Source organism: Amycolatopsis sp. NPDC034160, from assembly GCF_055575355.1.
This window is the reverse complement of sequence record NZ_JBVISU010000002.1, coordinates 208,660-235,022: the sequence shown is the minus strand read 5'-3', so window position 1 is coordinate 235,022 and position 26,363 is coordinate 208,660. Positions and strand designations below refer to the sequence as shown.

Genomic DNA, 26,363 nt, shown 5'->3' with positions numbered 1-26,363 from the left:
GGCCTTTCATCGCGAATTTTGCGATGAAAGGCCCCTTCATCGCAGATATCTAGGCGAGGGGACGGAACCCGACCCGCTCGGCGTCGGAGGCGGTGCGGAACCAGACCTCGGCGACCATCTTCGGGAACTGAGGCGAGTCCTCGGTGCAGTACCGCAGTGCCGTGACGCTGGCTTTGACCCCGAAGTCGTCGGCGGGACGGCCACCGCCCGGCCGCGGCATCGCCGAACCGGGGCCGAACGGGCCCGGCGGAACGGACTCCACCGCGGGCGCGACCTGCCGCGCGGGCGGGGGCTCCGGGGCGGGCATGGCGTCACCGGGCTGGACGGCGGGCTCGAACAGTGAGCCGCTCTGCCCACCGGACAGGTCCGGCTCACGGCGTTCGATGGCCCGCATCGACGGCTGGATCGGCTGCGGCGGCTCGAAACCGCCGCGGACCGTGCCTCGCGGCGTGCGTTTGGGCAGCACCTGGGTGGCTTCGGCGGGCGTCTCGGGCTCGGAGTCGAGAAGACCGGCCTTCGCTTCTTCGTCGGAACCGAAGGCGTACGCCGGCGGCTCCTGCAGCTCTTCTTCCCGCTCGAACCAGTTGGTCTCGACGGGCGGCTGCTCCATGTCCACGCGCGACGCGGGGCTGAACAGCGAGACCGGCTCGGGCTGCGTTTCCGTGCCCTCGGGGTCCAGCTGCATCTCCAGGCGGGACCGGTACGGCCCCTCACCCGGCGTGGGCAGGGGCTCGGGCTCCGGCTCGGGCAGGGGCTCGACATCCAGCTGCGACGCGGGCTGGAGATACTCGGTCGCCGCGGCGGCGTACGGGTTCTCCGGCTCGGGCTCGGGATCCACCGGGGTCGCCGGGATGAACTGCGTCCGCTCGGCGGGCTCCGGCTCCGCTTCGGGCGCGATATGGTACTCGGCCTCGTATTCCTCTTCAGGCTCGAAGGTCCGCGTCGGCTCCGGTTGCCGCTCCTCGACGAGGTCCTCCTGGACGTCCTCGACAGGCTCCGGTGCCTTCTCCTCGACCGGTTCGGCCCACGGCCGCGCGGGCTCGCGCTCAGTGAGGGTCTCGGGATAAGCGGGCTTCGGCTCCTCGGCGGCCGCGAACTCCTCGTCCAGCTCGTCGTGCGACGGCTTCGTGAAGTACGCGGTCCCGCCGGCGGCCGCCGCGCCGAGGCTCACCCCGGCCGGGACCCGTGACGTCTCGGCATGCGCGGTGGCCAGCGAACTTTCCAGCTCACGGACGCGCTTGCGCGCCGGCAGCACCAGTACCAGCCAGGTGAGCAGCGCCCCGACGACGAACGCCAGCAGACTCCACAGCCAAACCTGTCCGAAAATGGACATCTATCCTGCCCCTTGTCAATGCGTTCGCGCGACGAGGTAGTCGGCGACCGATTCGCAGGCGTCCCGGGCGGGCGACGCGGGCAGCGCAGCGAGCTCGGCACGCGCTCGCCGAGCGTAGTCGGAAAGGGTTTCGCGTGCGCGTTCGAGTCCGGACGAGGCCCGCAGCAGGTCGAGGGCCTCGGCGACGAGCTTGTCGTCGGAGATCGGGCCGGACAGCAGCTCGACCAGGCGCGGGTCGGTGGCCGGGTCGGCCAGCGCGTACAGCATCGGCAGGGTGCTGACGCCTTCGCGCAGGTCCGTGCCCTGCGCCTTGCCGAGTTCCGTCGAGGGCGACGCGATGTCGATGACGTCGTCGGAGATCTGGAACGCCGTCCCGATGATGTCGCCGAAGCGGCGAAGCGCGTCGATGTGCTCGTCGGAGGCGCCGGACATCATCCCGCCGAAGCGGCCGGAGGTGGCGATCAGCGAACCGGTCTTCTGCGCGATGACCGTGAGGTAGTGCTCGACCGCGTCGTCGCCGTCGGCCGGGCCGACCGTCTCGCGCATCTGGCCGGTGACCAGTTCGCCGAAGGTCTCGGCGATGATCCGGGCGGCGTCCGTGCCGAGGTCGGCGACCAGCCGCGAGGCGTGCGCGAACAGGAAGTCGCCGGTCAGGATCGCGATGGTGTTGTCCCAGCGGGCGTTGACGCTCTCCGCGCCGCGGCGCATCGTCGCCTCGTCCATCACGTCGTCGTGGTACAGCGTCGCGAGGTGCACCAGCTCGACCGCCGCGGCGGCGATGACCACCTGGTCGCCCTGCTTCGGCCCGAACTGCGAGGCCAGCAGCGTGAACAGCGGACGGAAGCGTTTGCCCCCCGCTTCGACCAGGTGCGAAGCGGCGTCCTCGACGGCCTTGACGTCACTGCGGACGACCTCGCGGAGCAGGGTCTCGACGTCGGCGAGACCGGCCGCGAGGGTGCGCAGGAGCTGCTCGTCGGCGATCTGGAGCCCCACGGACGCGCGCAGGTCCTCGATGGCACCACCTGGGGCAGGTGAAGACACAGACACGTCGGCTCCGCTCTCTTTGACACCGGTTCGGGATTGCTTCCAGCGTAGTGGCTACCCGCTGAGGCCTGTTGACGTGCTGTCCAGGGGAAACGGTGACGAATATGACACCCCCGCCGAGTATCCCGCCGCGCTCGGCACGAACTGGGGATACGACATGACGACACCGGACGATTCCGGCGAAAGACTCGCCCACGAGGACGGGCATCACGTCCAGGAGCAGTCCGGCATCTCCTCCGGAAACACGACACGCTCTACCGCGAGGCGGACGGCGACCGGCCGAAGATCCTCGATCTGAGCAGGCGGCTCGAACTGCAGGCCGACTGCTTCAGCACACTGTTCCTCGCCAACGCCGCCGGCCGCGGTTCGATCACCGCCGGACTGATCGCCCCGCTCGGGCAAGCCGGATACGAAGGCGCGGACAGCGAAACCCACGGCTCGGCGAAGAACGCCGCGTTGTGGCAGAAGCGCGGCTTGAAGGCCAAGGACACTTCGGCGTGCAACACCTTCGCGGCCCCGCCCGCCGAGGTCTCCTGACCGTCCGAGGTCAGCGGCGGCGGATCTTGATGTCGTCCATGCAGGTCGCCTTGCCCGCGACGTCGCGATACGGGTGGCCCTTCGCGTCCAGCAGCTCCATGACCTTCAGCTCGGCCTCATCGAGCACCTCACGCTCTTCGTCGCCGCGCAAGGTGATGCGGAAGGTGAAGGCGCCGAGGTGCGCGCTGTAGGTGAGCAGGCCGTCCTCGGTGAACCCGATCGCCTGGTGCTGGTCCAACTCGGCGAGGAGCCGGGCACGGGTCTCGGCGTCGGGGTGGTCGAACTTGCCGTTGACAAGGACGCGGTAGGTCGGCATGCACCCGAATATACAGATTTGTATCCGAATACGAATGTGAATATCCAACGAGTGCCCATGATCCACGGACGAGTGAAACGACCGTCACGCGCGCAACAGGTGAATCCGACATGCAGATAGTGATGACAAAAGGGAAGAACGGCCGCTTCGGGCTCGCTCTCCAACACGTGAGGAGGAAGCGATGCGCATCACCATCGCAAGTCGGACCGGCCTCGTCGGCGCACTGTTGCTGGCAGGTCTCGGCGTCGGAGTGGCGCCTGCCGCCGCGGCCAACCCCGCAGGCGTCGCGTCGCTCGGCTCCGCCGCTTTCGGCAAGGCCGGGCAGACGCCGATCGCGATCTCGTCGCTGGCCGACTGCGCGGTCGAGGGACCGACGGCCAACTCGTCCGGGGTCGTGTCCAAGACCGGGATCACTTTCGGTGGCGGCACGACGACGTGCACGACCACGGTCGTCAACCCGGAGAACGACGTGACCACGACGAAGTCGGAGGCCAAGGGCCAGAACTTCGAGCTGTCGGCACTGGTCTCGACGGGCGGGTCGCGGCTCAAGCTCCGGTCCTACTCGGTCAGCTGCACGGCGACCCAGAGCAACACGAACGCCACCTGGTCCTACGGCGGCGCGACCGGTTTCGGCACGCTGCCGTCGCCGGTGCCGGTCGGCTACGTCAAGCCGATCACCAAGTCCGACGGGACCCTGCTCGCCGAAGCGATCTTCAACGAGCAGGCCTTGCCCGGCGACGGCAGCATCGGGCTGACCATGCTGCGGATCAAATTCGCCCCGGCCTCGAACATCACCGGTGAAGTGATCGTCGGCCGCGCGGCCTGCTCCCCCACGCCGTAACCAGCACGCCGGGAGAGGGGCGTCCGGGTCAACCCGGGCGCCCTTTTCCATGTTGGCTTATATAAGCAGGAACTGATACTTTGTCCGTTGCCGAGCCGAGGAGGACTCCCATGGTCACCGTGACCAGCCAGATCAACTCCGTCCAGCGCAAGGTGGGCAAACGTGTGGTCGAAGCGGGTGACGCGGTGACGGTCACCGTCGGCCAGGTCTACGACACCGATCCGGACGACCTCTGGGACGCCTGCACCAACCCCGAACGCATTCCGCGCTGGTTCCTGCCGGTCGTCGGCGAACTGCGGGTCGGCGGCAAGTACCAGCTCGAAGGCAACGCGGGCGGGACCGTCGAACGCTGCGATCCCCCGAAGAGTTTCGCCGCGACTTGGGAGTACGGCGGCGACGTCAGCTGGATCGAGGTCCGGCTGAGCGCTGAGCCCGACGGGCGCACCCGATTCGAACTCGACCACACCGCCGTCCCGAACGAACACTGGAACCGGTTCGGGCCGGGCGCGGTCGGCATCGGCTGGGACATGATGCTGAACGGGCTCGCGCTGCACCTCGAATCCGGTGAGGCCAACGATCCCGGGGCGGCCATGTCCTGGATGGTGAGCGAAGAGGGCGTGCGGTTCATGACCCTGAGCAGCGAAGCCTGGTACCAGGCCGACATCGAGGGCGGGACCGACGCGGACACCGCTCGCACCCGCGCCGACGCCACCTTGGCCGCCTACACGGCGCCGCCGGAGAGCTGAAGGTCTTCGGCGAGTTCCGGGGCGCGAAGCAGGGAGACGAGGTCGTCGTCCGCCCGGAAAACGGCGCGTGCCCCGGGCATTCCCGCCTGCCGGAGCATCGCGTGGAGGACGTCGGCGTGCGGCTGGTCGAGCAGGGTCCAGACCATCGCACGCCGCATTTCCTCGTCCCGGAGTTCGCGTGCGGTCCACCAGCCCATGACGAGCGCGCTCACTTGGTTGACCGCCGTTTCCCGCCCGCGCGCCAGTTGCGCGCGGTTCAGCCCGCACACCTTGATCGTCTGTTCGCCCTTTTCGGTGAGCGCGCGGTAAGCCCCTATCGACAGCACCAGGAACAGGTGCTCCAGCGGGTCTTCGGCGGTCGGATCGATCAGCAGGCTGTCGCCTTCGTCGTCCACCGGGAACAGATCACGTTTGTGGTGGCTGTTGCAGTACTCGCAAGCGAGCAGGTGGTTGAGCCAGTCGAACGCCCGCCCTGGATTCCGCGCGATCGGCTCGAAATGGTCCACAGTGGACCCGAGGCCGTCACCGCAGTACATGCAGTAGCCGCGGCCGGCGGCCATGACGTCCAAGCCTGCCCGCAAAGAACGCCGTACGGCACGGGAAACCCGCCACAGCCGTCGTGCTTCTTTGCTGTCACCTGGCGGAATGCGCGCTGTCAGGTCTTCGAGATCGGCCACCACCCGGCCCGGCAGCGCGATCCGGCGGATTGCGATCACCGATCGTCGGCCTCGAACCGCCGGGACACCTCGTCCACCCGGCTCGGTGGCGAGCTGCTCAGCATGTCCCGCAGGCGTTCCCATTCCCGGACGCCGTTCTCGTCCGCCCGCCCGGAAGCCACCTGAAACTCGAGCTCGGCGAGGTGTTCCCGAAGCTCGACCGCCTGCGGCGAATAGGGCGTGTCCAGACCGAAGAGGTCGGAAAGCACGGCGTCGTCGCCGGTGCCGAACACGACCCGATCGTAGAGTTCCTCGGAGACCACACGCGGCGGGACCTGTTCGTCCGGCCCGGAAAGCCGGATGAGCCCGCCGGGATCGGCGGCCTGGCAGACGTAGGGACTGTGCGTGGTCACGATGAACTGGATCCGCGGGAAATGCGCCTTGAACCACGGCCCCATGCGTTTCTGCCACGACACGTGGAGATGCGCGTCCACCTCGTCGATGATCACGACCCCGGGACTCTCGTGGTCGAGGCCCGCACTGTCGAGTTGCTTGAGCAGGTCGACCACGAGCGCCGTCACCGTGCGGTAGCCGTCGCTCATCTCGCGCAGCGGGAACCGGTCGCCCCGGTATTCGACCCAGAGCCCGTCCGAATCGACGTCCCGGATCCGGTAGCCGCCGGGCAGGAGGCCGTCCCCGAGGATCTCCAGCGCCGCGTCCTTCAGTTCGCGGGCGCCTGCTTTTCCTTCCAGGGCACGGAGATGTTGATTGATCAGCCAGGTGACGCCCTCGGCGAGCGAGGCGTCTTCGTGGAAGAGGCTCGCCATCCGCGCCAGCGATCCGGCGCCACGCATCCATGATTCGGCCTCGCCGCTACCGCCCGCGAGCCGACGGAAGGGGCCATACGCCGCGCAGAACGGCTGACCAGGCGGGAGACCGGAGATCGGCAGCAGCCCGGAATCGAGCCAGCGGACCTCGACCGGCGCCGGACCTTCCTCGCGCATCACCGACAGTTCGATGGACCCGTTCGTCGACCCCGTCGAAATCCAGCTCGCGGCGTCCGACAGCAGCCCCCACGCCACATCCGGCGCCGCCGCGACCGCGATGGCGCGCAGCAACGAGGTCTTGCCGGAACCGTTCCGCCCGGCGAGCACTACCCAACCGGGGCCGGGCAGGCGGAGGTCCACGGCGCGGGCACCACTGAACCCGCGGATGTTCTCCAGCCGGACCCGCTCGATGTACATGGAGGAAAGCTTACGACGGCCCGGACCTCACCTGGTCGTCCGAAAGTGGGTCGCCATCGCCCGTTCCATCACGGCGTGTGCCCGTGCGACGTCCACGGCCGAGACCACCTTCGAGCGATCCCAGTCGTCGATCCCCCGCTCCCGCTGGGGCGAAATCCGCAGCCGGACATGCCCAGGCACGTCAAGATCGCCGAGCGGCGAGACATACAGGGAGAACTCGCTGTCGTCCTTCGAGCGGAACGTGACCCCGGGGTTTCCGCTGAACGACGTTCGATGGTGGTCTTTGAAGGTCTTGTTCGGATCCGCGAGCCACTCCCCCGGCGCGCCGCCACTCGCGGTCGCCCCGGCCTCGATCTGAAGGCGATGCAGTGGTTCGACGAAGTAACAGGAGCCCGGTGTGGCGATCGGCTCGAACTCCGGCCCGAAGGTCTTTTCGACCGCGTCGCGGAACACCGCGCATTCGACGTTCGGATCGGCGGCCCCGGCGGCGAGGACCAGCTCGGCGCCCGTGGGCACCCGCGCGTCGACGGCCGGATCGCAGTCCTCGCCCTTGCTGTTCGAGATCCAGTTCGCGCAGGCCCCGACCCGGGCGCTGTCCTGGCCGTCCGGTGGGTAGACGAGGTCGCGGGAGAGTTTGGCGGCACCGGCGGCGGCGAAGTCACGGAGGAGTTCGCAGTCCTTGCCCCTGCTGGCGCTACCGATCTCGAATCTGACGGCTCGCAGAAAGCTGACCGGAACCGTGATCGAGCACCCCGCGATCCCGCCCTCACGATGGGTTTCGATCTGGTAGGCCTTCACACCGCCCAGGTCGACGACGGCGCCGTCATTCCGGAGCACCGTGTGGCCGGGGTCCACATCGCGAACGTAGATGATGTCGTAGCCCCCACGGAACAATGAGCACCACTTCCTGCCGTCCTTCACCTCCGCTTTCCGCTCGACGGGCCGGGGATCGTCGCCCTTCCTGCGGTCGTAGGCGGCCAGGTCAATTAGCTCGCAGAAGTCCAGGGCGGCGAGGGCGGCATCGGTGGCCTCTTCGTCACGATCCGCAGGCCGCGGTTGCTTTGGCTGCCATTTCGGAAAGTGCGGTTGAGGCGGGGCCGTGACCACGGAATCCGTACAAGCCGCCAATAGTCCGGCAAGCAGTGCAACAAGAATCACTCTTCGGAACTTCATTACGCGGAGTATGCGGACCAGGAGTCGCATACACCAGGAAAAACCTCTTCTTTCGGCGCGCATCCACCCGAATGGTTTTCACGGATAGTCACCATGGTCACGAACGCTATTCAGCGAGGAACGGAACTTTATGCAGACGTGCTCGGCTGCCGGGGAACCCTGGTAATCTTCCCGGCGTCGGATTACGCAGGGTGCATCGGGGTAGAGCGCCTTGTAGCCACGGGAGGGGCATATGACGACGGTGACTTCGGGGCGGGTTCGCCCAGTCAGCGGGGATCGGCTCGAGGTGGCAGGGGTGCATGGCCATGCCTGAGGGTCAGCCGACCTACGACCCAGGGATGCGCTGGAACGACTCCATGGGTCCTCGTCCCACCGGTGGTTCGTATGGTGCGCCGGTTGCGGAGGGTGCGGGGTTCAAGTACGACGAGGCGACCCTTCACGAACTGGTGAAAGAGTGGCGCGAGCTGGCCAACGAATACATCGATGACCTTGATGAGGCAGGCAAGGTCGCCAGGGCTATGCCTCCAGGGCAGGACTTCGCCAGCGGAGGAAACGCCAACGTCACTCAACACTCTGGTGTCGCGCTGGAGAACGCCTTGAGGCAACGTGTCGCATACTGCGAGAACATGGCCCAGAAGTACGTGGCTGCTCTCGGCAAGTACGCCACTGCGGAAGACCACGCTACTTCAGTCATCAACCAACAGCCGAAGGGCATCGCCTGATGCGACGCACCATCCTTGTCCTCAGCGCGACCACGCTTGCACTCTGCGCATGCTCGACTCCTACTACCACCGGCACGCCCACACCTACCGGTGGCGGCACTAGCCCGAGCCTTTCAAACACAACCGGTCAACTACCCGGCCCAGGCGTGCCTAAGGTCGGAAGCCCGATCGATCTGGCGCGGATCAAGCAGGCACCCTGCAGTGCCCTTACCGAAACGCAAGCCAAGGAACTTCTCGGCACCACTGCGGAAACCACAGATCGGTTAGATGGCGCGTCTGGCCCTTCTTGCAGGTGGTCCCCGCCAGCCGCCACCCGCCCTCGGGTCAACGTGCTCTTCAGCAAGTCTCCCGACAGGGGCATGACGAGTGTCTACGAAGCCAAGGGGAATCCCTACAAACTGTTTCAACCGCTCGAATCGATCGACGGATACCCAGTAACCGCCTATGGCACGGAAGACGAGCGGACAAGTCGGGGCAGATGCTCCGTTGCGCTGGGAACCAGCGACAACGAGACCGTTGATATCGTGCTGGAGCAGTCCGAAGCCAACATCGGCAAGAAGGACCCCTGCAATGCCGCGCGTGAGGCTGCGATCCGAGTCCTCGCCACGGTCAGAGGGGGCGGCAACTGATGGTCGCCGAAGGACCGCTAACCGCGGCTCAGATCTACGAGCAGATCACGGGTGGCGAAGGCACCGGGTCACTCTCCGAGGCGCAGGTTGCGGCCTACAACCTGACCAAGCGGTACCACGAACGCGCCCAGAAGCTCGTTGCGCTCACCCAGAAGACCATGGCCGGTTGGCAAGGCGCGTCCAGCGAGGCAGCCGCCGACGCAACGAAGCCGGTCGTGGAGGCCGCGTACGACGACGCGATGCATCTGGCGGTCGCCCAGAGCGCCATCTCCGCGCAGATGGACGCCTTCGGTTCGGCGAAGAACTCGGTCAAGCCTGTGCCGCCGGAGCAGCCCCAGCCCACCGCTCAGGACGCGCTCGACCTGATGCAGGGCAAGCCTGTCGGCTACTTCGATCGGGTCAAGGGATACCAGGCTGACAGCCAGCACAACATCGATACCTTCGCGACCTATCACTCGGCCAGTACCTCCAACGGTGACGTGCTCCCCGCCCAGTACGCGCAGCTCAACGATCCGGGTGGGTCCATCGCGCTGGACGACGGCAGCTCCGGCAAGCCGGCGGTCAAGGGCTTCGGCGACGGCTCCGACGGGCGTGACCCCGGGACAGGCGAGCCGTATCGCGGGACCGGCGGGCCGGGCATCGGCACGCCGGGTCCGGACGGTCCCGGCACAGGTGGTCCAGGTGCTGGCGGCCTCGGCACGGGCGGCCCCGTGAGCGGGCCACAGCCCGGACAGGGTGGGCCGCAGCCGGTCCAGCCTGGGCCGCACCTTCCGCCGCCCGACGACGGAACCCGCGCGAACTCGTACACGCCACCTCCGGTCACGCCGGTCGTACCGCCGGCGGCGAACGTCGACTTCGGGCCGACCGGCAAGCCGATCAACACCTTCAACCAGCCGGGGGCCTTCCCGCCCGGGTACCCCTCCTTCGGTCCGGGAACCGGTGGCACGCCGGGGTCGCCCGGGGGGCGAACGCCAGCCGGGCCCGGGTCGCCGGGCGGGTACCGGGGCGGCAGCGTCCCCGGCGCGCCGGGTGGCAGCGGGCAGCCCGGTCCGGGTGGCCGAAGCGGCACCGGGACGCCGGGCCAGCCCGTGGGCGGCCGGGGTACGGCGGGAGCGCCGGGAGTCGCCGGTCGTGGCGGGGTGAACGGGATGCCGATGGCGCCCGGTGCGGCCCGCGGGAAGGGCGAGGAGGACAAGGAGAAGAAGGCTCCGGCGTACCTCCAGAACCCGGACCCGGACGAGACCTTCGGCGGCTACATCGAGAAGCCGATGCCGCCGGTGATCGGCGAGAAGAAGAAGTAGCGCCACAGTCTCAGGGGAGGGAGAAACGTGGTGCTCGCGCGCCCGGTCGAGATCACGCTCGACACCTTGCTGACCGCGTTCCGTCACGCCGGCTGCGGAGATCCGCATTTGATCTTCGCGGGCGGCTTGCGGTACATCCCGCCGTCTTCGCTGAACAGTGAGGATCGGGCGGCGTTCGAGGAGCTCGGCGGGCTCGGCTTCACCGAGGGCAAGCGGTTGACGAGCGACTTCGAGGACGTCCTGCACATCCTCGACCGGCCGAATTCCGAGTACTACGCGACGGTGCGGACGGAAGCGGAGCAGTACAGCGTCCTGGTCGCCGCACGCGGTCGTGCCGCGGTGACCGCGATCTGCCAGGGCAACCGGGTCTGGCTGAAGAGTGTGCGGACCGACGACCGCGCGGCGGCGCTCGTGCTGAACCTGCCCGAATATCCGCCCGCGCGGTTCGCCCCGTTCTCCTTGCCACAGGACGATTTCAAGCCCGGTGCCGGAAGCGGCCTCTACGACGACGAAGCCGAGTCGCGGAGCCGTGAGGCCCGGCAACTGGACGAGGTCTTCGAACAGCCGTACTTCGGTATCGGGTTCTTCGCCGCGGCCAAGCGACCCGATGGCGGCAAGCGCGTCGAAGCCACCGACGGTCTGACGTACCTGGACATCGACGCCGGGCGGGTGGCCATGCACGTGACCGGCTCGTCCACCAACCGGTACATCACCGTCCTGCCCGGCGAACCCACGCTGCTGACCCAGAAGGTCGCCGCGTTGCGGGCGAGCCTCGACCACTAAACCGGCGGCACCAGGCTCTCGATCAACTGCACCGACCGCCCCGGACCCAGTGCCACCGCGGTCGAGCGCACGGTCGCCCGCGCGTAAGGCTCGACGTCGGCGGGCTGGTGCAAGAACAACCCGGAACGCTGGTGTTCCAGCCGCACCACCGGCCTGCCGTCAGGGAATTCGAGCAGGGCGTAGCCGTCGCACATCCCGGGATGGCCGCCGATGTCGAAGGGGAAGACGCGCAGCTCGACAGTCGGCCGCCGCGCCAGCGCGAGGAGGTACCGAAGCTGGTTCGCCATGATCCGTTCGCCGCCGATCTGCCGTCGCAGAACTCCCTCGTCGAGGAACGCGACCAGCTTCGGCGGATCCTTCCGCTCCAGGACCTTCTGCCGGTCCTGGCGTAGGTCCATTCGCGCTTCGAGGGCGGCGGCGGAGACGTCGGCCGCGGAGAGCGCGGCCCTCGCGTACGAAGGTGTCTGCAGCAGCACGGGAAGCGACGCGGTACTGGATTCGACGATCTTGGTGGCTTCGAGTTCGTACTGCGCAAGGGTTTTCACCTGGCATGGCACCTCGGTGTCGCGAGTTTCCAGCCAGGTGGGGCGGTCGGCGTCGCGAGCCAGCTCGATCAACGCTTCCCTTTGCCCGCCAGTGATCTGATAGACGGCGAGCAGTGCCGACACCTCTTCGGTGGACGCGGCGCGCACTCCGGTTTCGAGACGGCTGATCGTCGACTGTGACCAGTCCAGTTTCTCGGCCACTTCGGTCATGGCCAGTCTGCTGACCCGCCGCGCGACTCGAAGTCCCTCGGCGAGTGCCCGTAGCTGAGGGCTGGGTTTCGGCTTCGGCATGGCGAAAACTTGCCAGGTGCGGCCCGGCAATTCAGTACCCGATGCGCGTGAAGGCCCCCTTCCCGAGGGAAGGGGGCCTTCACGCGCAAGAAAGCCTTACTTGAGAGCGAAACCGCCGGAGCCCGCCCAGTCGAGGGCGAACGCCGGAATCAGGCCGAGCACCAGCGTGACGATGACGCCGATGGTGATCGCGGTGGTGGTGAACGCGCCGGGCACGGTGACGGTCGGGCCGTCGGGCGCCGGTTCGGAGAAGTACATCAGCACGATCACCCGCAGGTAGAAGAACGCGGCGACGGCGCTGAAGACCAGTGCGACGACGACCAGCGGCGCCATCCCGTCGGACAGGGCCGCCGAGAACACCACGAACTTGCCGACGAACCCACTGGTCAGCGGGATACCGGCCAGTGCGAGCAGCAGGAACGTGAACACCGCGGCCAGCACCGGTGACCGTTTCGCCAAGCCCGCCCACGCGGACAGGTGCGTCGCCTCGCCGTTCGAGTCCCGCACCAGCGAGACGACACCGAACGCGGCGAGCGTGGTGAAACCGTAGGCCAGCAGGTAGAACAGCGTGCTCGACAGGCCTTCCTCGGTCATCGCGATCGCACCCACGAGCAGGAATCCGGCGTGCGCGATGGACGAGTAGGCGATCATGCGCTTCACGTCGGTCTGCGTGAGACCCAGCACCGCGCCGATCAGCATCGAGATGATCGCGACGCCCCAGAGCACGCCGCGCCATTCCCAGCTGGTCGACTCGAACGCCACCGAGAACACCCGCAGGATCCCGCCGAACGCGGCGACCTTGGTGCAGGCACCCATGAACGCGGTGACCGGGGTCGGCGCGCCCTGGTAGACGTCCGGGGTCCAGGTGTGGAACGGGCCGACCGAACCCTTGAACAGCAGACCGACCGCGAGCAGGCCGAGCCCGGCGAACAGCAGCGTGTCCGAACGGTCCGAACCGGCGGCGGCGTTGGCGATGTCGGACAGCTTCACGGAGTTCGCGTAGCCGTACAGCAGCGCGAGGCCGTAGAGGAAGAACGCCGAGGAGAACGCGCCGAGCAGAAAGTACTTGACCGCGGATTCCTGCGAGAGCAGGCGACGACGCCGGGCGAGACCGCACATCAGGTACAGCGGCAGGCTCAGCACTTCGAGCGCGATGAACATGGTCAGCAGGTCGTTGGCCGCGACGAACGACATCATGCCGCCGAGCGCGAACAGCGTCAGCGGGAAGACCTCGGTCTGCATCCCGGTGGTGCCGACCTGCGCGCGGTCCTGCAGCGTGCCGGGACGGATGCCCGCCTGCGCGACGAACGCCCCGCCCGGTTCGACCGAGCGGTCCGCGATCAGCAGGACGGCGCCCAGCGCCAGCGCCAGCAGCGTGCCCCACAGGAACAGCGACGGCCGGTCGACGGCGATCGCGCCGCTGAAGGTCGTGATGCCGTTCTTCGGGGCGGACGAACTGGCGTACCAGGCGAGGAAGACGCCGGCCGCACCGATCCCGAGCAGGGACAGGAAGACCTGCGACGGCCACCGCATGTGCTTGGGCAGGAAGGCCTCGAACAGCACGCTGACACACGCCGCGCCGAGAATGATCAAGATCGGCGTGACGGCGAAGTAGTCGATCGACGGCACCTGCACCGGTGGCGCCTGAGTCAAGAAGTGCACGGTTTACTTGCCTCCCTGCACGGACGACATCGTCGCCTGCACCGACGGGGTGATCGTGTCGAGCACCGGCTTGGGATAGAACCCGAGCCCGATGATCAGCACCACCATCGGCGCCAGGATCGCGATCTCCCGGCCGCCGAGGTCCTTGATGGCTTTGGTCGCCCCGAGTTCGGGGGCGATCGCGGTGCCGGGCCCACCGCCGGCACCGATCAGGGCGTCACCACGGACGGGGCCCTGCATGACGCGCTGGTAGAGCCAGAGCACGTACGCCGCGGCCAGCACCATGCCGACCGTCGCGATGATCGTGTACACCGGGTAGTCCACAAAGGACCCCAACAGCACCAGGAACTCACTGATGAAGGAGTTGGTGCCGGGCAGGGACAAAGTGGACAGACCGGCGATGAGCAGCATCCCGCCGAGCAGCGGGGTCACCTTCGCCATGCCGCCGTAGTCCGAGATCCTGGTGGAGCCACCGCGCATCACGATGAGGCCGACCACCACGATCAGCATGCCGGTGGCGAGGCTGTGGTTGAGCATGTACGACACCGAGCCGACCATCGCCTGCTCGTTGAAGGTGAAGATGCCCAGCGCGATGAAGCCGAAGTGGGCGATCGACACGTAGGCGATGAACCGCTTCATGTCACGTTGGCCCGCCGCGAGAATCGATCCATAAAGGACACCCGCGACGGCGAGCACCAGCACCCACGGCGCGAGTTCCTTGCTGGCCTCCGGGAACATCGGGAGGCAGTAGCGCAGGAACCCGAACGTGCCGACCTTGTCCAGCACCCCGACCAGCAGCACCGCGACGCCGATGGGCGCCTGGCCCGCGGCGTCCGGCAGCCAGGTGTGGAACGGCACCAAAGGGGCCTTGATCGCGAAGGCGAGGAAGAACCCGATGAACAGCCAGATCTGCGTCCCCAGCGGGGCGTCGCGGACGACGGTGACGAGGGTTTCCCAGTCGAAGGTGCCCTTGCCGAGTTCGTCCGACGCCATCGAGTACGCCCCGATGGCCGACGCCAGCATGATCAGGCCGCCGAGGAACGAGTACAGGAAGAACTTGACCGCCGCGTACTGCCGGTTCGCGCCGCCGTAGCCGCCGATCAGGAAGTACATCGGGATCAGCATGATCTCGAACAGCACATAGAACAGGAAGACGTCGGTCGCGGCGAACACCGCGATGGTCAGCGCCTCCTGCACCAGGATCAGCGAGAGGAACCCGCCCGCCGAGCGCCCGGCCGGGAGCTTGTCGGTCAGGCCCAGCGCGCCGACCACGATCGGCACCAGCAGCCCGATGACCGCGATCATCACCAGCGCGATGCCGTCGATGCCGAACGAGATGTGGATGCCGAAGTTCGGGATCCAGTCCATCGAGGACTTCTGCTGGATCCGGTCCCCCGTGGGCGTGTAGCTCGCCCACATCGGGATCACCAGCAGGAACGTCAGGAGCGACACCACGAGCGCCGTGAGCGTCGCCAGCCTGTCGTTCTTCTTCATCCCCGCGACGACCGCGGCGCCGACCAGCGGCAGCAGGATGGTTGCGAGTACCCAGGTCATGCGAACCTCACCAGCAGAAGTGCCGCCAGAAGCAGGAATGTGCCGCCCAGCATGGACAGTGCGTATGAGCGGACGAAGCCGGTCTGCAGGCGGCGCAGGCGCCCGGATCCGCCGCCGAGTGCGGCGGCGAGGCCGTTGACCGCGCCGTCGACCCCGCGGTTGTCCACGTAGACCAGCGCGCGGGCGAGCCAGGTGCCCGGACGGGCGACCAGCGTCTCGTTCAGGGTGTTGCCGTAGAGGTCGTTGCGCGCGGCCTTGACCACGCCGGAGACTCGCTCGGGCCGTTCCACCGGCACGTCCTTACGACCGACGAAGAGCCACGCGGCCACCGCGCCGAGTACGGAGAGCGCCACGGTGAGGATCGGGACCAGCGCGTGCGGGATGACGCTGTGGCCACCCTCCTCGAGCGGGCCGACCACGGGAGCGAGCCATTCGGCGAACCGGTCGCCGAGGGCGAAGAACGCACCGGCACCGACCGAACCGACGGCGAGGATGATCATCGGCCACTTCATCACCGCGGGCGATTCGTGCGGGTGGAAGTCGCGGCCGTCGCTGCTCTTGATCTCCTTCCAGCGTTCCTTGCCGAAGAAGGTCATCACCATCAGGCGGGTCATGTAGAACGCGGTGAGCCCGGCGCCGAGCAGTGCCGCGCCGCCCATCACCCAGCCGCGCCAGCCACCCTGGGACAGGGCCGCTTCGATGATCGCGTCCTTGGTGAAGAAGCCGGACAGCGGCGGGATGCCGATCAGGGCGAGGTAGCCGAGCGCGAAGGTCCAGAAGGTGACCGGCATGTGCTTGCGCAGCCCGCCGTACTTCCGCATGTCGACCTCGTCGTTCATGGCGTGCATGACCGAACCGGCCCCGAGGAACAGCCCCGCCTTGAAGAAGCCGTGCGCCACCAGGTGCATGATGCCGAGCGCGTAGGCGATCGGCCCGAGGCCGACGGCGAGCATCATGTACCCGATCTGGCTGACCGTGGAGTACGCCAGGACCTTCTTGATGTCGTCGTAGGCGCAGCCGATGATGCACCCGATCAGGAGCGTGACCGTGCCGACCAGGGTGACGATCAGGCGGCCGTCCGGGGTGGCGTTGAAGATCTCGTGCGCGCGGGCGACCAGGTAGACGCCGGCGGTGACCATCGTCGCCGCGTGGATGAGGGCCGAGACCGGGGTCGGGCCCTCCATCGCGTCCGGAAGCCAGGCCTGCAGCGGGAACTGACCGGATTTACCGCAGGCGCCCAGCAGGAGGAGGATCGCGATGGCGGTGATCGCGCCGGTCGGGATCTTGTCGATCGCGCCGAAGACCTCGGCGTAACCGGTGCTCCCGACGTACTTGAACATCAGGAAGATCGCCAGCGCGAGCCCGACGTCACCGACACGGTTCATCAGGAACGCCTTCTTCGCCGCGGTGGCGGCGGACGGGCGGTCCTGGTACCAGCCGATGAGCAGGTACGACGCGAGGCCGACGCCTTCCCAGCCGAGGTACAGCGTCACGAAGCTGTTGCCCAGCACCAGGATCAGCATCGAGGCGACGAACAGGTTGAGGTAGGCGAAGAACCTCGACCGGTCGCGATCCTCGGCCATGTAGCCGATCGAGTAGAAGTGGATCAGCATGCCGACGCCGGTGATCAGCAGCACGAACGTCAGCGACAGCGCGTCGATCCGGAGCCCGAAGTCGACCTGCAGCGCCGAAACCGGGATCCACGAGAACAGTTTGACGTCCGCGACGTTCTTCGTGTCGGCCGTGAAGAACAGGATCAAGCCGTACACAAAGGACAGTGAGACGGTCGCGCTGCCGAGGAGGTGTCCCCAGCCCCTGGCACGTTTACCGGCCAGCAGAAGAATCAGTGCGCCAAGAGCCGGGAAGGCCACCAGCAGCCACGATGATGCGGTCACTCTTGAACCCCTAGTACTTCAGCAGGTTGGTGTCGTCGACCGAGGCCGAGCGCCGGGTGCGGAAGATCGCCATGATGATCGCCAGCCCCACCACGACCTCCGCGGCGGCCACGACCATCACGAAGAACGCCATCACCTGGCCGTCGAGCGTCCCGTTGATCCGGGCGAACGTGACCAGGGACAGGTTCGCCGCGTTCAGCATCAGCTCGATGCACATGAACACGACGATCGCGTTGCGGCGCACCAGCACCCCGACCGCGCCGATGGTGAACAGCAGCGCGGACAGGAGCAGGTAGTACGTCGGGGTCATTCCTTCTCCCCTTCAGGCTTGCCCACGAGAGCGTGTGCGTCGGGGCCTTCGGTCGAACCCGCGACCTGCTTGCGCTCGTCTTCCAGCCGCGAGGCCGAAGTGGACTCGATGATGTCCGAGAGCGACTCCGGCGCGATCGAACCGTCCGGCAGCAGCGCCGGCGTGGCGATCGAGTTGGCGGTGGCGAAGACACCCGGGCCGGGCAGCGGCGAAGGCCGGTCGTGCTTGCCGGTGAACCGGTCGATGACGAGTTCCTTCTGCGACTTCTTGCCGCCCTTGGCGTGCCGGTCGGTGAAGGCGAGCACCATCGCGCCGAGCGCGGCGGTGATCAGCAGTGCCGACGTGAGCTCGAACGGGAACAGGTACTTGGTGAAGATGAGCCGTCCCAGCCCGCCGGGGCCGCCGCCGTCGAGGCTCGCCGGGTCCAGCGGCATCGCCGGGGTGACGTTGGCCAGCGAACGGGCGAGGCCCGCCGCGAGCAGCCCGCCGACACCGATGCCGAGCAGGGTCGCCATGACCCGTTGCCCGCGCAGGACTTCGACGACCGAGTCCGAACTCTCCCGGCCGACCATCATCAGCACGAACAGGAACAGCATCATGATCGCGCCGGTGTAGACGATGATCTGCGTGAAGCCGAGGAACGGCGCCTGCTGGATCATGTACAGCGCGCCGAGGCACAGCATGGTGAGGACCAGCCACAGCGCCGAGTGCACGGCGTTGCGGGAGAAGATCATCCCGAGCCCGCCGAGCAGCGCGAGCGGACCGAGCACCCAGAAGGCGATGGTCTCGCCGGTGGTGATCCCGGCCGAGACGTCCGTCTGAGCGAGGAAAGCCGTGATCACTGGACGGCCTCCGCTTCGGTGGCCCCGGTGGGCTGCTTGCGCGCGAGTTCCGGACCGTTGACGTAGTAGTCCTGCTCGTTGTCGCCGAGCCGCATCGGGTGCGGCGGCTGCTCCATGCCGGGCAGCAGCGGCGCGAGGAGGTCTTCCTTGGTGTAGATCAACCGCTGGCGGTCGTCGTCGGCCAGCTCGTAGAAGTTGATCATCGTCAAGGACCGGGTCGGGCAGGCCTCGACGCACAACCCGCAGCCGATGCAGCGCAGGTAGTTGATCTGGTAGTCGGCGCCGTACCGCTCACCGGGCGAATAACGCGCCTCTTCGGTGTTGTCGCCGCCTTCGACGAAGATCGCGTCCGCCGGGCAGGCCCACGCGCACAGCTCGCAGCCGACGCATTTCTCCAGCCCGTCGGGATGCCGGTTCAGCTGGTGCCTGCCGTGGTAACGCGGAGCGGCGGGGGCGCCTGCCTCCGGGTACTCCTCGGTGGCGACCTTCTTGAACATCATCCCGAAGGTGACACCGAAACCCTTGATGGGATCAAACATCCCCATCGCCGGCCTCCCTTCCACTGGAAACCGCCGCGGGCTTGCGCTTGGCAGCCCGGGCTTCGGCCTTCGCGATGGCCTTCTGACGCGGGGTCTTGTCCGGAACCTGCAGATCGAGCGGCGGTACCGGGAACCCGCCACCGGTGACCGGGACGTAGTCGTCGTCCGGCACCTTCTTGTCCGGCAACAGCAGGCTCAGGATGACGACGACGAGAATGAGCGCGCCGCCGCCGATGAGGATCTGCGGTGTGCTCAGCCCACCCGAGTTCTTGATCGCGCGGACCGAGACGATCACGACGATCCAGACCAGGTTGACCGGGACCAGGACCTTCCAGCCCAGCCGCATGAACTGGTCGTACCGCAGCCGCGGCAGCGTGCCGCGCAGCCAGATGAACCCGAACAGCAGGATGAACAGCTTGGCCGTGAACCACAGCAGCGGGAGCCAGCCCTGGTTGAGCGCGTGGTCGGCGCCGACGAACGGGAACTTCCAGCCGCCGAGGAACAACGTGGTCGCGAACGCCGAAACGATCACCATGTTGACGTACTCGGCGAGGAAGAACATCGCGAACTTCATCGAGCTGTACTCGGTGTGGAAACCGCCGACCAGCTCGGATTCGGCCTCGGGGAGGTCGAACGGCGCGCGGTTGGTCTCACCGACCATGGAGATCAGGTAGATCACGAAACTCGGCAGCAGCAGGTAGAAGTACCAGCCGCTCTGCTGCGACTCGACGATCGCCGAGGTCGACATCGAACCCGCGTAGAGAATGACGCCCACAATGGACAGACCCATCGCGATCTCGTAGGAGATCACCTGAGCCGCGCTTCGCAGGCCACCGAGCAGCGGATACGGCGAGCCGGACGACCAACCGGCCAGCACCAGGCCGTACACGCCGATCGAGGAGCAGGCCAGGATCACCAGCACGCCGACCGGCAGGTCGACCAGCTGAAGCGTGGTCCGCTCACCGAAGATCGACACGACCGGGCCGAACGGGATCGCGGCCAGCGCGATCAGCGCCGGCACCGCGGAGATCACCGGCGCGAGGAAGTACACCTTGCGGTCGGCGGTGTCCGGGATGATCTGTTCCTTGAACGGCAGCTTGATCGCGTCCGCGAGGGACTGCAGGTAGCCGCCGGGACCGACGCGGTTGGGGCCGGGACGGTTCTGCATCCGGCCGACGGCCTTGCGTTCCCAGACGATCAGGAAGATCGTCAGGATCGGGCCGATCAGCAGGATCACGACCGTCTTGATCAGGACCAGCCACAACGGGTCGTCGGCCAGCAGCGCCGCCCGCTCGGCGGCGTCCGGCATCTGGCTGAGCAACGGAGTCACTTCTCACCTCCGGTGAGGTTGACGGTGGAGCCGTGCCCCGCGCCCAGAGAGGCGCGGACGGCCGAGCCGTCGGAGTTGCCCGGGAGCCACACGACGCCGTCCGGCAGGTCCGCGACCTCGATCGGCAGCGTGATGGAGCCGCGTTCGGTGGAGACCTTCACGGTCTTGCCGAGGCCTTCGGCTGTCTTCGCCGAAAGCTTGGCGACGACCTCGCGCTGCGTGCCCTTGAGGTGCGGCTCGTCGTCCTGCAGCGAACCGTTGTCGATCAGCTGCCGCCAGGTGGCGAGGAGGGCCTGACCGTTGGCGGGCTCGGCGCGCGCAATGAAAGCGTCCTTCATCGCGAAATCTGCGATGAAAGCGTCCTTCATCTCACGCGCGGGGAGCTTGGCGAGATCGGCCGCGGCGGCGGCCGGGGTCTGCGTGAAGATGTCCGCGTCCATCTCGACGGCGAGGGTGTCGAGCACCCGGCAGTCCGGCAGGGCGCCGGTGCCTTCGAGGGTGACGGCGAACTCGCGGCGGCGGCCTTCCCAGTTCAGGTAGCTGCCCGCCTTCTCAACCGCCGGGGCGATCGGGAGGACGACGTCCGCGTGTTCGGTGACCGCGCTGTGCCGCAGTTCCAGGCTCACCACGAACTTCGCGTTCACGAGTGCCCGCAGCGCCAGGCGCGGATCCGGCAGGTCGTCCGGGTCGACGCCGCCGACCAGCAGGCCGTCGAGGCCGTTCTCGGCGGCCGCCTTGAGGATGGCGGTGGTGTCGCGGCCTTCCGTGGCGGGAAGCGTGGCACCCCAAGCCTTTTCGATTTCGGCGCGGGCCGCGGCGTCGGTGACCGGACGGCCACCGGGCAGCAACGTCGGCGCCGCGCCCGCCGCCAGGGCACCGCGCTCACCCGCACGACGCGGGATCCACGCGAGCCGGGCGCCGGTGCGCTCCACCAGCCGGTGCAGGGCGGAGAACAGGCCGGGGACCTCGGCCGCGCGTTCGCCGACCAGGATCACCGAGCCTTCGGCGATGAGCGCCTGGTCGACGTCCTGCGCGTGCTGCGCGATGCCGTCGATCGCGGCGGCCTCGGCGCCCGGCGCGCAGGCCAGCAGCTCACCGAAGGTCTTGCTGACCGAGGAGGTGGTCCACTGTCCCAAGTGGACAACTCTCGTGCGGTTCTTGCGGGCCGCCTTGCGCAGCCGCAGGAACACGATGGGCGCCTCGTCCTCGGGCTCGAAAGCGACGCACAGCACCGTGCGCGCCCGCTCGATCTCGCCGAACGTGACACCGCTTTCCGGCGTCGTCCCGACCACGTGCGACGCGAGGAAGTTCAGTTCCTCGGCCGAGTGCGGACGCGCCCGGAAGTCGATGTCGTTGGTGCCCAAGGCGATTCGCGCGAACTTCGAGTATGCGTAGGCGTCCTCGACGGTCAGACGGCCACCGGTCAGCACCGCGGCGCCCTTGCCGTCACGCGCCTTGGCCAGCCCTGTCGCGGCCGCACGCAGCGCGTCGGTCCAGGAAGCCTCTTCCAGCACGCCGTCGGCGTTGCGGACCAGCGGGCGGCGGATGCGGTCCTCGGCCGTGGCATAACGGAACGCGAACCGGCCCTTGTCGCAGATCCACTCTTCGTTGACCTCGGGGTCGTCGCCCGCGAGCTTCCGCATGACCTTGCCGCGGCGGAAGTCGGTCCGCTCGGCGCAGCCGGACGAGCAGTGCTCGCACACACTCGGCGCGGACACCAGGTCGAACGGCCGCGAACGGAACCGGTACGCGGCCGACGTCAGCGCGCCGACCGGGCAGATCTGGATGACGTTGCCGGAGAAGTAGGACTGGAACGGCTGTCCCGACGTCGTCCGGGAGGCCATGTCCAGTACGTCGGCTGTCTCGGCGGTACCGATCTGCTGGTGGGCGCCGCGTTCGAGCAGCTCGATGAACGGGTCACCGGCGATCTCGCGGGAGAACCGGGTGCAGCGCTGGCAGAGCACGCACCGCTCGCGGTCCAGCAGCACCTGCGAGGAGATCGGCAGCGGCTTCGGGAACGTCCGCTTCGTGTCGACGAAACGGGAGTCCGCGCGGCCGTGCGCGAGCGCCTGGTTCTGCAGCGGGCATTCGCCGCCCTTGTCGCAGACCGGGCAGTCCAGCGGGTGGTTGATGAGCAGCAGCTCCATCACACCCTGCTGGGCCTTGTCCGCGACGGCCGAGGTCAGCTGGGTCTTCACGACCATGCCGTCGGCGACCGTCATCGTGCACGAGGCCTGCGGCTTCGGCATCGGACGGCCACCCATTTCGACCTCGACCAGGCACTGGCGGCAGGCGCCCGCCGGGTCGAGCAGCGGGTGGTCGCAGAAGCGCGGGATGACCGTGCCGAGCCGTTCGGCGGTGCGGATCAGCAGCTCACCCTTGGGCGCGATGACCGTTTCACCGTCGATGACCAGCTTGACGTGGCCCTCGGGAACCGGGGTCTCTTCGACCTCGGTCCCGGGCTTGTCGGGTGCGATCGTCATGCCTGCGCCCCCACCAATTCGCGCTTGTTTGCCTGACACAGTGCGAGGAATTCCTCGCGGAAGTACTTGATCCCGCTCTGGATCGGCGAAACGGCGCCGTCGCCGAGGGCGCAGAACGAGCGGCCGAGGATGTTGTCGCAGACGTCGAGCAGGGTGTCGATGTCCTCCTCGGTGCCCTTGCCCGCGACCATGCGCTCCAGGATCTGCGCGAGCCAGTAGGTGCCCTCGCGGCACGGCGTGCACTTGCCGCAGGACTCGTGCTCGTAGAACTGCGTCCACTTCATCACGGCCCACGGCACGGAAACGGTCTCGTTGAAGACCTGCACGGCCGTCGTGCCCAGCATCGACCCGGCTTCCGCCGCGCCTTCGAAGTCCAGCGGAACATCGAGGTGTTCCTTGGTGAACATCGGCGTGGACGAACCACCCGGCGTCCAGAACTTCAGCGGGATGCCGTCCTTCATGCCGCCCGCCATGTCGAGCAGCTCGCGCAGCGTGGTGCCGAGCGGGCATTCGTACTGGCCGGGCTTCTCGACGTGGCCGGAGATCGAGTAGATCTTCGGGCCAGGCGACTTCTCGCGGCCCATCTGGCGGAACCAGTCGGAGCCGCCGTTGACGATGTACGGCGCGCTGGCGATGGTCTCGACGTTGTTCACCGTGGTCGGCGCGGCGTAGAGCCCCGCGGCGGCCGGGAACGGCGGCTTGAGCCTCGGCTGACCGCGACGGCCCTCCAGCGAGTCCAGCAGCGCCGTCTCCTCGCCGCAGATGTACGCCCCGGCGCCCGCGTGCACGGTGATGTCGAGGTCGAAGCCGGAGTCGAGGATGTTCTTGCCGAGGTAGCCCGCTTCGTAGGCCTCACGCACGGCCGCGTTGAGACGGCGGATGCAGTGCAGCGCCTCACCGCGGACGTAGATGAAGCAGTGGTGCGAACGCATCGCGTACGAGGCGATGATGCAGCCCTCGATGAGCGAGTGCGGGTCCGCCATCATCAGCGGGATGTCCTTGCAGGTACCCGGCTCGCCCTCGTCGGCGTTGATGACGAGGTAGTGCGGCTTGTCCTCGTTCGGCGGCATGAAGGACCACTTGATGCCCGCCGGGAAGCCCGCGCCGCCACGGCCGCGCAGACCGGAGTCCTTGACCAGCTGGACGATCTGCTCGGGAGTGCCCTTGAGCGCCTTGCGGATCGCGGTGTAGCCCTCGAGGGCTTCGTAGGACTGGATCGTCCAGGAGTTGGGCGAAAGCCAGCGCTTCGTGAGGACCGGAGTGATGGGATCGGCCATTACTTCTTCTCCCCTGTGTTAGAGGGAACAGTGGGGAGCGGAACGTCCTTCATCGCGGGCGCGGTCCAGCCGCGGTCCTGCGCGACCTGCGCGCCACGCAGGGTTTCGACGGCCTGCGAAGGCCCGTCGACGTCCGTGCGGTACTGCTGCGCGTCCTCCGGGAAGAACCCGGCGAGCTGCAGTTCGGCGCCCTTGAAGTTCGTCAGCGGCGCGCCGCGCGTCGGAGCGGGCTTCTTGCCCGCCTGCAACGCGTCGACCAGCGCGACGGCCTTGTCCTCGGTCTGGTTGTCGAAATACTCGTAGTTGACCTGGATGACCGGGGCAAGGTCACAGGCCGCGAGGCATTCGGCGTGTTCGAGGGTGATCGAGCCGGGCTCGTTCGGCGTACCCGCGGTCTCGTTGTGCCCCAACGGCTTCTCTTCGGAGCCGAGATGCGTCTGGAGCTTCTTGTAGATCGCGTCGCCGCCCATGGCCGCGCAGAGCGTGTTCGTGCAGACGCTCACCAGGTGCTCGCCGCACGGGCGGCGCTTGTACATGGTGTAGAACGTCGCGACCGCGCTGACCTCGGCGTCGGACAGGTCCAGCTGCTGAGCACAGAAGGCGATGCCTTCCTGGCTCACGTAACCCTGTACCGACTGCACCAGGTGCAGCAGCGGCAGCAGCGCCGACCGCGACTGCGGGTACCGCGAGATCAGGTTCCGCGCCTTGGCGTAGGTGTCGGCGTCGAAGATGTCTTCGAGCTTCGCCTTCTCCAGGATCCCCGCCGCCTCGGCGGGATCCGGCGCGATCGCGATCACGTCGACGTCACCGCCGGCGGCGATGTGGGTCTGCTCGGCCGGGCTGGTGCCGGGCTCGGGCGTCGGTGTCGTTCCGGGCTGGGTCATCAGCGGTCCACTCCCCCCATGACGGGGTCGATCGAGGCGATGGCGGCGATGACGTCCGCCACCAGGCCGCCTTCGGCCATCGCGGGCATCGACTGCAGGTTCACGAAACTCGGTTCGCGCACGTGGACCCGCAGCGGCCTGGTGCCGCCGTCGGACACGAGGTGCGCGCCGAGTTCGCCGCGCGGCGACTCGACCGGCACGTACGCCTGGCCCGCCGGGACCTTGAAGCCTTCGGTGACCAGCTTGAAGTGGTGGATCAGCGATTCCATCGACTGGCCCATGATCTTGCGGACGTGCTCGAGCGAGTTGCCCATGCCGTCGCTGCCGATCGAGAGCTGCGCCGGCCAGGCGACCTTCTTGTCCTCGACCATGACCGGGCCCGGTTCGAGTTTCTTGAGGCACTGCTTGATGATCCGCAGACTCTGGTGCATCTCTTCGACGCGGATCAGGTACCGCGCCCAGCAGTCGGCGTCGGTCGAGGTCGGGATGTCGAACTCGAACTCGTCGTAGCGGGAGTACGGCTCGGTCTTGCGCAGGTCCCACGGGAGACCGGCGCTGCGCAGCACCGGGCCGGTGACACCGAGCGCGAGGCAGGCGTCCACCGGCAGGTAGCCGACGCCCTTGAGCCGGTTGCGCCAGATCGGCTGACCGGTGAAGAGCTTGTCGTACAAGGGAAGCCGCTCGTCCATCGTCTTGACGAACGCGCTGACCACCTCTTGGTAGTCGGCGGGCATGTCCTGCGCGAGACCGCCGGGCCGGATGAACGCGTGGTTCATCCGGAGACCGGTGAGGTGCTCCAGCAGATGCAGGACCTCTTCGCGCTCACGGAAACCGAGCGTCATCGCGGTGGTCGCGCCGAGTTCCATCCCGCCGGTGGCGATGTAGACCAGGTGCGAGCCGATGCGGTTGATCTCCATCAGCATCACGCGCAGCAGTTCCGCGCGGCGCGGGGCCTGGATGCCCAGAAGGCGCTCGACGGTGAGGCAGTACGTCATCTCGGTGAACAGCGGCGCGAGGTAGTCCATGCGCGTCACGAAGGTGACGCCCTGGGTCCACGTGCGGTACTCGCAGTTCTTCTCGATCCCGGTGTGCAGGTAGCCGATGACCGAGCGGAGCTGGGTGACGGTCTCGCCCTCCATCTCCAGCACGAGCCGGAGCACGCCGTGCGTCGACGGGTGCTGCGGGCCCATGTTGATGACCATGCGCTCGTCGTGGCGGGAATCCTCGATGACGTCTTCCCAGTCACCGCCGGAAACGGTGTAGACGCGGCCTTCGGTGGTGTCACGCGAGTCGGCGTAGTCGACGTCGTCGGTGCTGTCGGAGCCCTGGGGTCCCGTGGCGGTGCCCGTCGTGACGTCGGAGAGGTTTTCGGTGCTCACGAGTGCGACCTCCGCTGGTGTCGACATGGCCGGGATATCCGTGCCCG

25 protein-coding genes are annotated in these 26,363 nt (G+C 67.7%); 7 read left to right on the top strand and 18 right to left on the bottom strand.

Annotation, left to right across the window (positions count from 1 at the left end; genetic code table 11):
* Positions 1-49: 49 nt before the first annotated feature.
* Positions 50-1,333, bottom strand: coding sequence for a sunset domain-containing protein (locus ACZ54P_RS05990; protein WP_465460441.1), 1,284 nt, complete (start codon positions 1,331-1,333; stop codon positions 50-52).
* 15 nt (positions 1,334-1,348) lie between these two features.
* The gene (locus tag ACZ54P_RS05985) at positions 1,349-2,374 is read right to left on the bottom strand and encodes a polyprenyl synthetase family protein (protein WP_465460842.1); all 1,026 of its coding nucleotides are present in this window, start codon (positions 2,372-2,374) and stop codon (positions 1,349-1,351) included.
* Positions 2,375-2,521: 147 nt separating this feature from the next.
* Between ACZ54P_RS05985 and ACZ54P_RS05980 the strand changes: the two genes are divergently transcribed.
* Positions 2,522-2,914 carry a neutral zinc metallopeptidase gene (locus ACZ54P_RS05980; protein WP_465460841.1) on the top strand — a complete coding sequence of 131 codons (393 nt, stop codon included), beginning with the start codon at positions 2,522-2,524 and terminating at the stop codon, positions 2,912-2,914.
* A gap of 10 nt (positions 2,915-2,924) precedes the next feature.
* Here the strand turns inward: ACZ54P_RS05980 and ACZ54P_RS05975 are convergent, their stop codons facing one another.
* Positions 2,925-3,230, bottom strand: a complete 306-nt coding sequence (locus ACZ54P_RS05975) for a DUF6204 family protein (RefSeq protein ID WP_465460440.1) — start codon at positions 3,228-3,230, stop codon at positions 2,925-2,927.
* Between the two features lie 181 nt (positions 3,231-3,411).
* Here ACZ54P_RS05975 and ACZ54P_RS05970 point away from each other — a divergent pair, with 181 nt between their 5' ends.
* Together ACZ54P_RS05970 and ACZ54P_RS05965 are read left to right on the top strand one after the other, a co-directional pair.
* Entirely contained in the window at positions 3,412-4,071 is a 660-nt protein-coding gene (locus tag ACZ54P_RS05970) for a hypothetical protein (RefSeq protein ID WP_465460439.1), read from the top strand.
* Positions 4,072-4,181: 110 nt separating this feature from the next.
* Positions 4,182-4,817 (top strand): SRPBCC family protein, encoded by a 636-nt coding sequence (locus ACZ54P_RS05965; protein WP_465460438.1) that lies wholly within the window; start codon positions 4,182-4,184, stop codon positions 4,815-4,817.
* On the opposite strand, the gene ACZ54P_RS05960 is transcribed toward ACZ54P_RS05965, so the two are convergent.
* The 3 genes from ACZ54P_RS05960 to ACZ54P_RS05950 are packed head-to-tail and all read right to left on the bottom strand — an operon-like array spanning position 4,793 to position 7,638.
* Positions 4,793-5,533 carry an HNH endonuclease gene (locus tag ACZ54P_RS05960; RefSeq protein WP_465460437.1) on the bottom strand — a complete coding sequence of 247 codons (741 nt, stop codon included), beginning with the start codon at positions 5,531-5,533 and terminating at the stop codon, positions 4,793-4,795. The genes ACZ54P_RS05965 and ACZ54P_RS05960 overlap by 25 nt on opposite strands.
* Positions 5,530-6,717 carry an AAA family ATPase gene (locus ACZ54P_RS05955; protein ID WP_465460436.1) on the bottom strand — a complete coding sequence of 396 codons (1,188 nt, stop codon included), beginning with the start codon at positions 6,715-6,717 and terminating at the stop codon, positions 5,530-5,532. The genes ACZ54P_RS05960 and ACZ54P_RS05955 overlap by 4 nt, the downstream gene beginning before the upstream one ends.
* 27 nt (positions 6,718-6,744) lie before the next feature.
* On the bottom strand, positions 6,745-7,638 hold the full coding sequence (locus tag ACZ54P_RS05950) for a hypothetical protein (protein WP_465460435.1): 894 nt from the start codon (positions 7,636-7,638) through the stop codon (positions 6,745-6,747).
* A 551-nt stretch (positions 7,639-8,189) separates the two neighbouring features.
* Between ACZ54P_RS05950 and ACZ54P_RS05945 the strand changes: the two genes are divergently transcribed.
* From ACZ54P_RS05945 to ACZ54P_RS05930, 4 genes are read left to right on the top strand one after another with little or no spacing between them, the layout of a single operon-like run.
* Positions 8,190-8,612 carry a hypothetical protein gene (locus tag ACZ54P_RS05945; protein ID WP_465460434.1) on the top strand — a complete coding sequence of 141 codons (423 nt, stop codon included), beginning with the start codon at positions 8,190-8,192 and terminating at the stop codon, positions 8,610-8,612.
* A complete protein-coding gene (locus ACZ54P_RS05940; protein WP_465460433.1) occupies positions 8,612-9,241 on the top strand; it encodes a DUF3558 domain-containing protein in 630 nt (209 codons plus the stop codon). Before ACZ54P_RS05945 ends, ACZ54P_RS05940 begins: the two co-directional genes overlap by 1 nt.
* On the top strand, positions 9,241-10,542 hold the full coding sequence (locus tag ACZ54P_RS05935; protein WP_465460432.1) for a PPE domain-containing protein: 1,302 nt from the start codon (positions 9,241-9,243) through the stop codon (positions 10,540-10,542). The genes ACZ54P_RS05940 and ACZ54P_RS05935 overlap by 1 nt, the downstream gene beginning before the upstream one ends.
* Before the next feature lie 27 nt (positions 10,543-10,569).
* Positions 10,570-11,325, top strand: a complete 756-nt coding sequence (locus ACZ54P_RS05930; protein ID WP_465460431.1) for an ESX secretion-associated protein EspG — start codon at positions 10,570-10,572, stop codon at positions 11,323-11,325.
* Here ACZ54P_RS05930 and ACZ54P_RS05925 read toward each other — a convergent pair.
* The 12 genes from ACZ54P_RS05925 to ACZ54P_RS05870 all read right to left on the bottom strand — a co-directional run bounded on the left by ACZ54P_RS05925 (position 11,322) and on the right by ACZ54P_RS05870 (position 26,343).
* Positions 11,322-12,080 (bottom strand): helix-turn-helix domain-containing protein, encoded by a 759-nt coding sequence (locus ACZ54P_RS05925; protein WP_465460840.1) that lies wholly within the window; start codon positions 12,078-12,080, stop codon positions 11,322-11,324. The two genes, ACZ54P_RS05930 and ACZ54P_RS05925, sit on opposite strands and share 4 nt — an antisense overlap.
* Before the next feature lie 177 nt (positions 12,081-12,257).
* A complete protein-coding gene (nuoN, locus tag ACZ54P_RS05920) occupies positions 12,258-13,823 on the bottom strand; it encodes an NADH-quinone oxidoreductase subunit NuoN (protein WP_465460430.1) in 1,566 nt (521 codons plus the stop codon).
* Between the two features lie 3 nt (positions 13,824-13,826).
* A complete protein-coding gene (locus ACZ54P_RS05915) occupies positions 13,827-15,377 on the bottom strand; it encodes an NADH-quinone oxidoreductase subunit M (protein ID WP_465460429.1) in 1,551 nt (516 codons plus the stop codon).
* Entirely contained in the window at positions 15,374-17,272 is a 1,899-nt protein-coding gene (gene nuoL, locus ACZ54P_RS05910) for an NADH-quinone oxidoreductase subunit L (protein ID WP_465460428.1), read from the bottom strand. Before nuoL ends, ACZ54P_RS05915 begins: the two co-directional genes overlap by 4 nt.
* A gap of 10 nt (positions 17,273-17,282) precedes the next feature.
* On the bottom strand, positions 17,283-17,582 hold the full coding sequence (gene nuoK, locus ACZ54P_RS05905; RefSeq protein WP_076164289.1) for an NADH-quinone oxidoreductase subunit NuoK: 300 nt from the start codon (positions 17,580-17,582) through the stop codon (positions 17,283-17,285).
* Positions 17,579-18,424, bottom strand: coding sequence for an NADH-quinone oxidoreductase subunit J (locus ACZ54P_RS05900; RefSeq protein ID WP_465460427.1), 846 nt, complete (start codon positions 18,422-18,424; stop codon positions 17,579-17,581). The genes nuoK and ACZ54P_RS05900 overlap by 4 nt, the downstream gene beginning before the upstream one ends.
* Positions 18,421-18,969 carry an NADH-quinone oxidoreductase subunit NuoI gene (gene nuoI / locus ACZ54P_RS05895; protein WP_465460426.1) on the bottom strand — a complete coding sequence of 183 codons (549 nt, stop codon included), beginning with the start codon at positions 18,967-18,969 and terminating at the stop codon, positions 18,421-18,423. The genes ACZ54P_RS05900 and nuoI overlap by 4 nt, the downstream gene beginning before the upstream one ends.
* Positions 18,956-20,293, bottom strand: a complete 1,338-nt coding sequence (gene nuoH / locus ACZ54P_RS05890) for an NADH-quinone oxidoreductase subunit NuoH (RefSeq protein WP_465460425.1) — start codon at positions 20,291-20,293, stop codon at positions 18,956-18,958. The genes nuoI and nuoH overlap by 14 nt, the downstream gene beginning before the upstream one ends.
* Positions 20,290-22,776, bottom strand: coding sequence for an NADH-quinone oxidoreductase subunit G (locus ACZ54P_RS05885; RefSeq protein ID WP_465460424.1), 2,487 nt, complete (start codon positions 22,774-22,776; stop codon positions 20,290-20,292). Before ACZ54P_RS05885 ends, nuoH begins: the two co-directional genes overlap by 4 nt.
* Positions 22,773-24,053, bottom strand: coding sequence for an NADH-quinone oxidoreductase subunit NuoF (gene nuoF, locus ACZ54P_RS05880; protein WP_465460423.1), 1,281 nt, complete (start codon positions 24,051-24,053; stop codon positions 22,773-22,775). Before nuoF ends, ACZ54P_RS05885 begins: the two co-directional genes overlap by 4 nt.
* On the bottom strand, positions 24,053-24,937 hold the full coding sequence (gene nuoE / locus ACZ54P_RS05875) for an NADH-quinone oxidoreductase subunit NuoE (RefSeq protein WP_465460422.1): 885 nt from the start codon (positions 24,935-24,937) through the stop codon (positions 24,053-24,055). The genes nuoF and nuoE overlap by 1 nt, the downstream gene beginning before the upstream one ends.
* Positions 24,937-26,343, bottom strand: coding sequence for an NADH-quinone oxidoreductase subunit D (locus ACZ54P_RS05870; protein ID WP_465460421.1), 1,407 nt, complete (start codon positions 26,341-26,343; stop codon positions 24,937-24,939). Before ACZ54P_RS05870 ends, nuoE begins: the two co-directional genes overlap by 1 nt.
* Positions 26,344-26,363 lie beyond the last annotated feature (20 nt).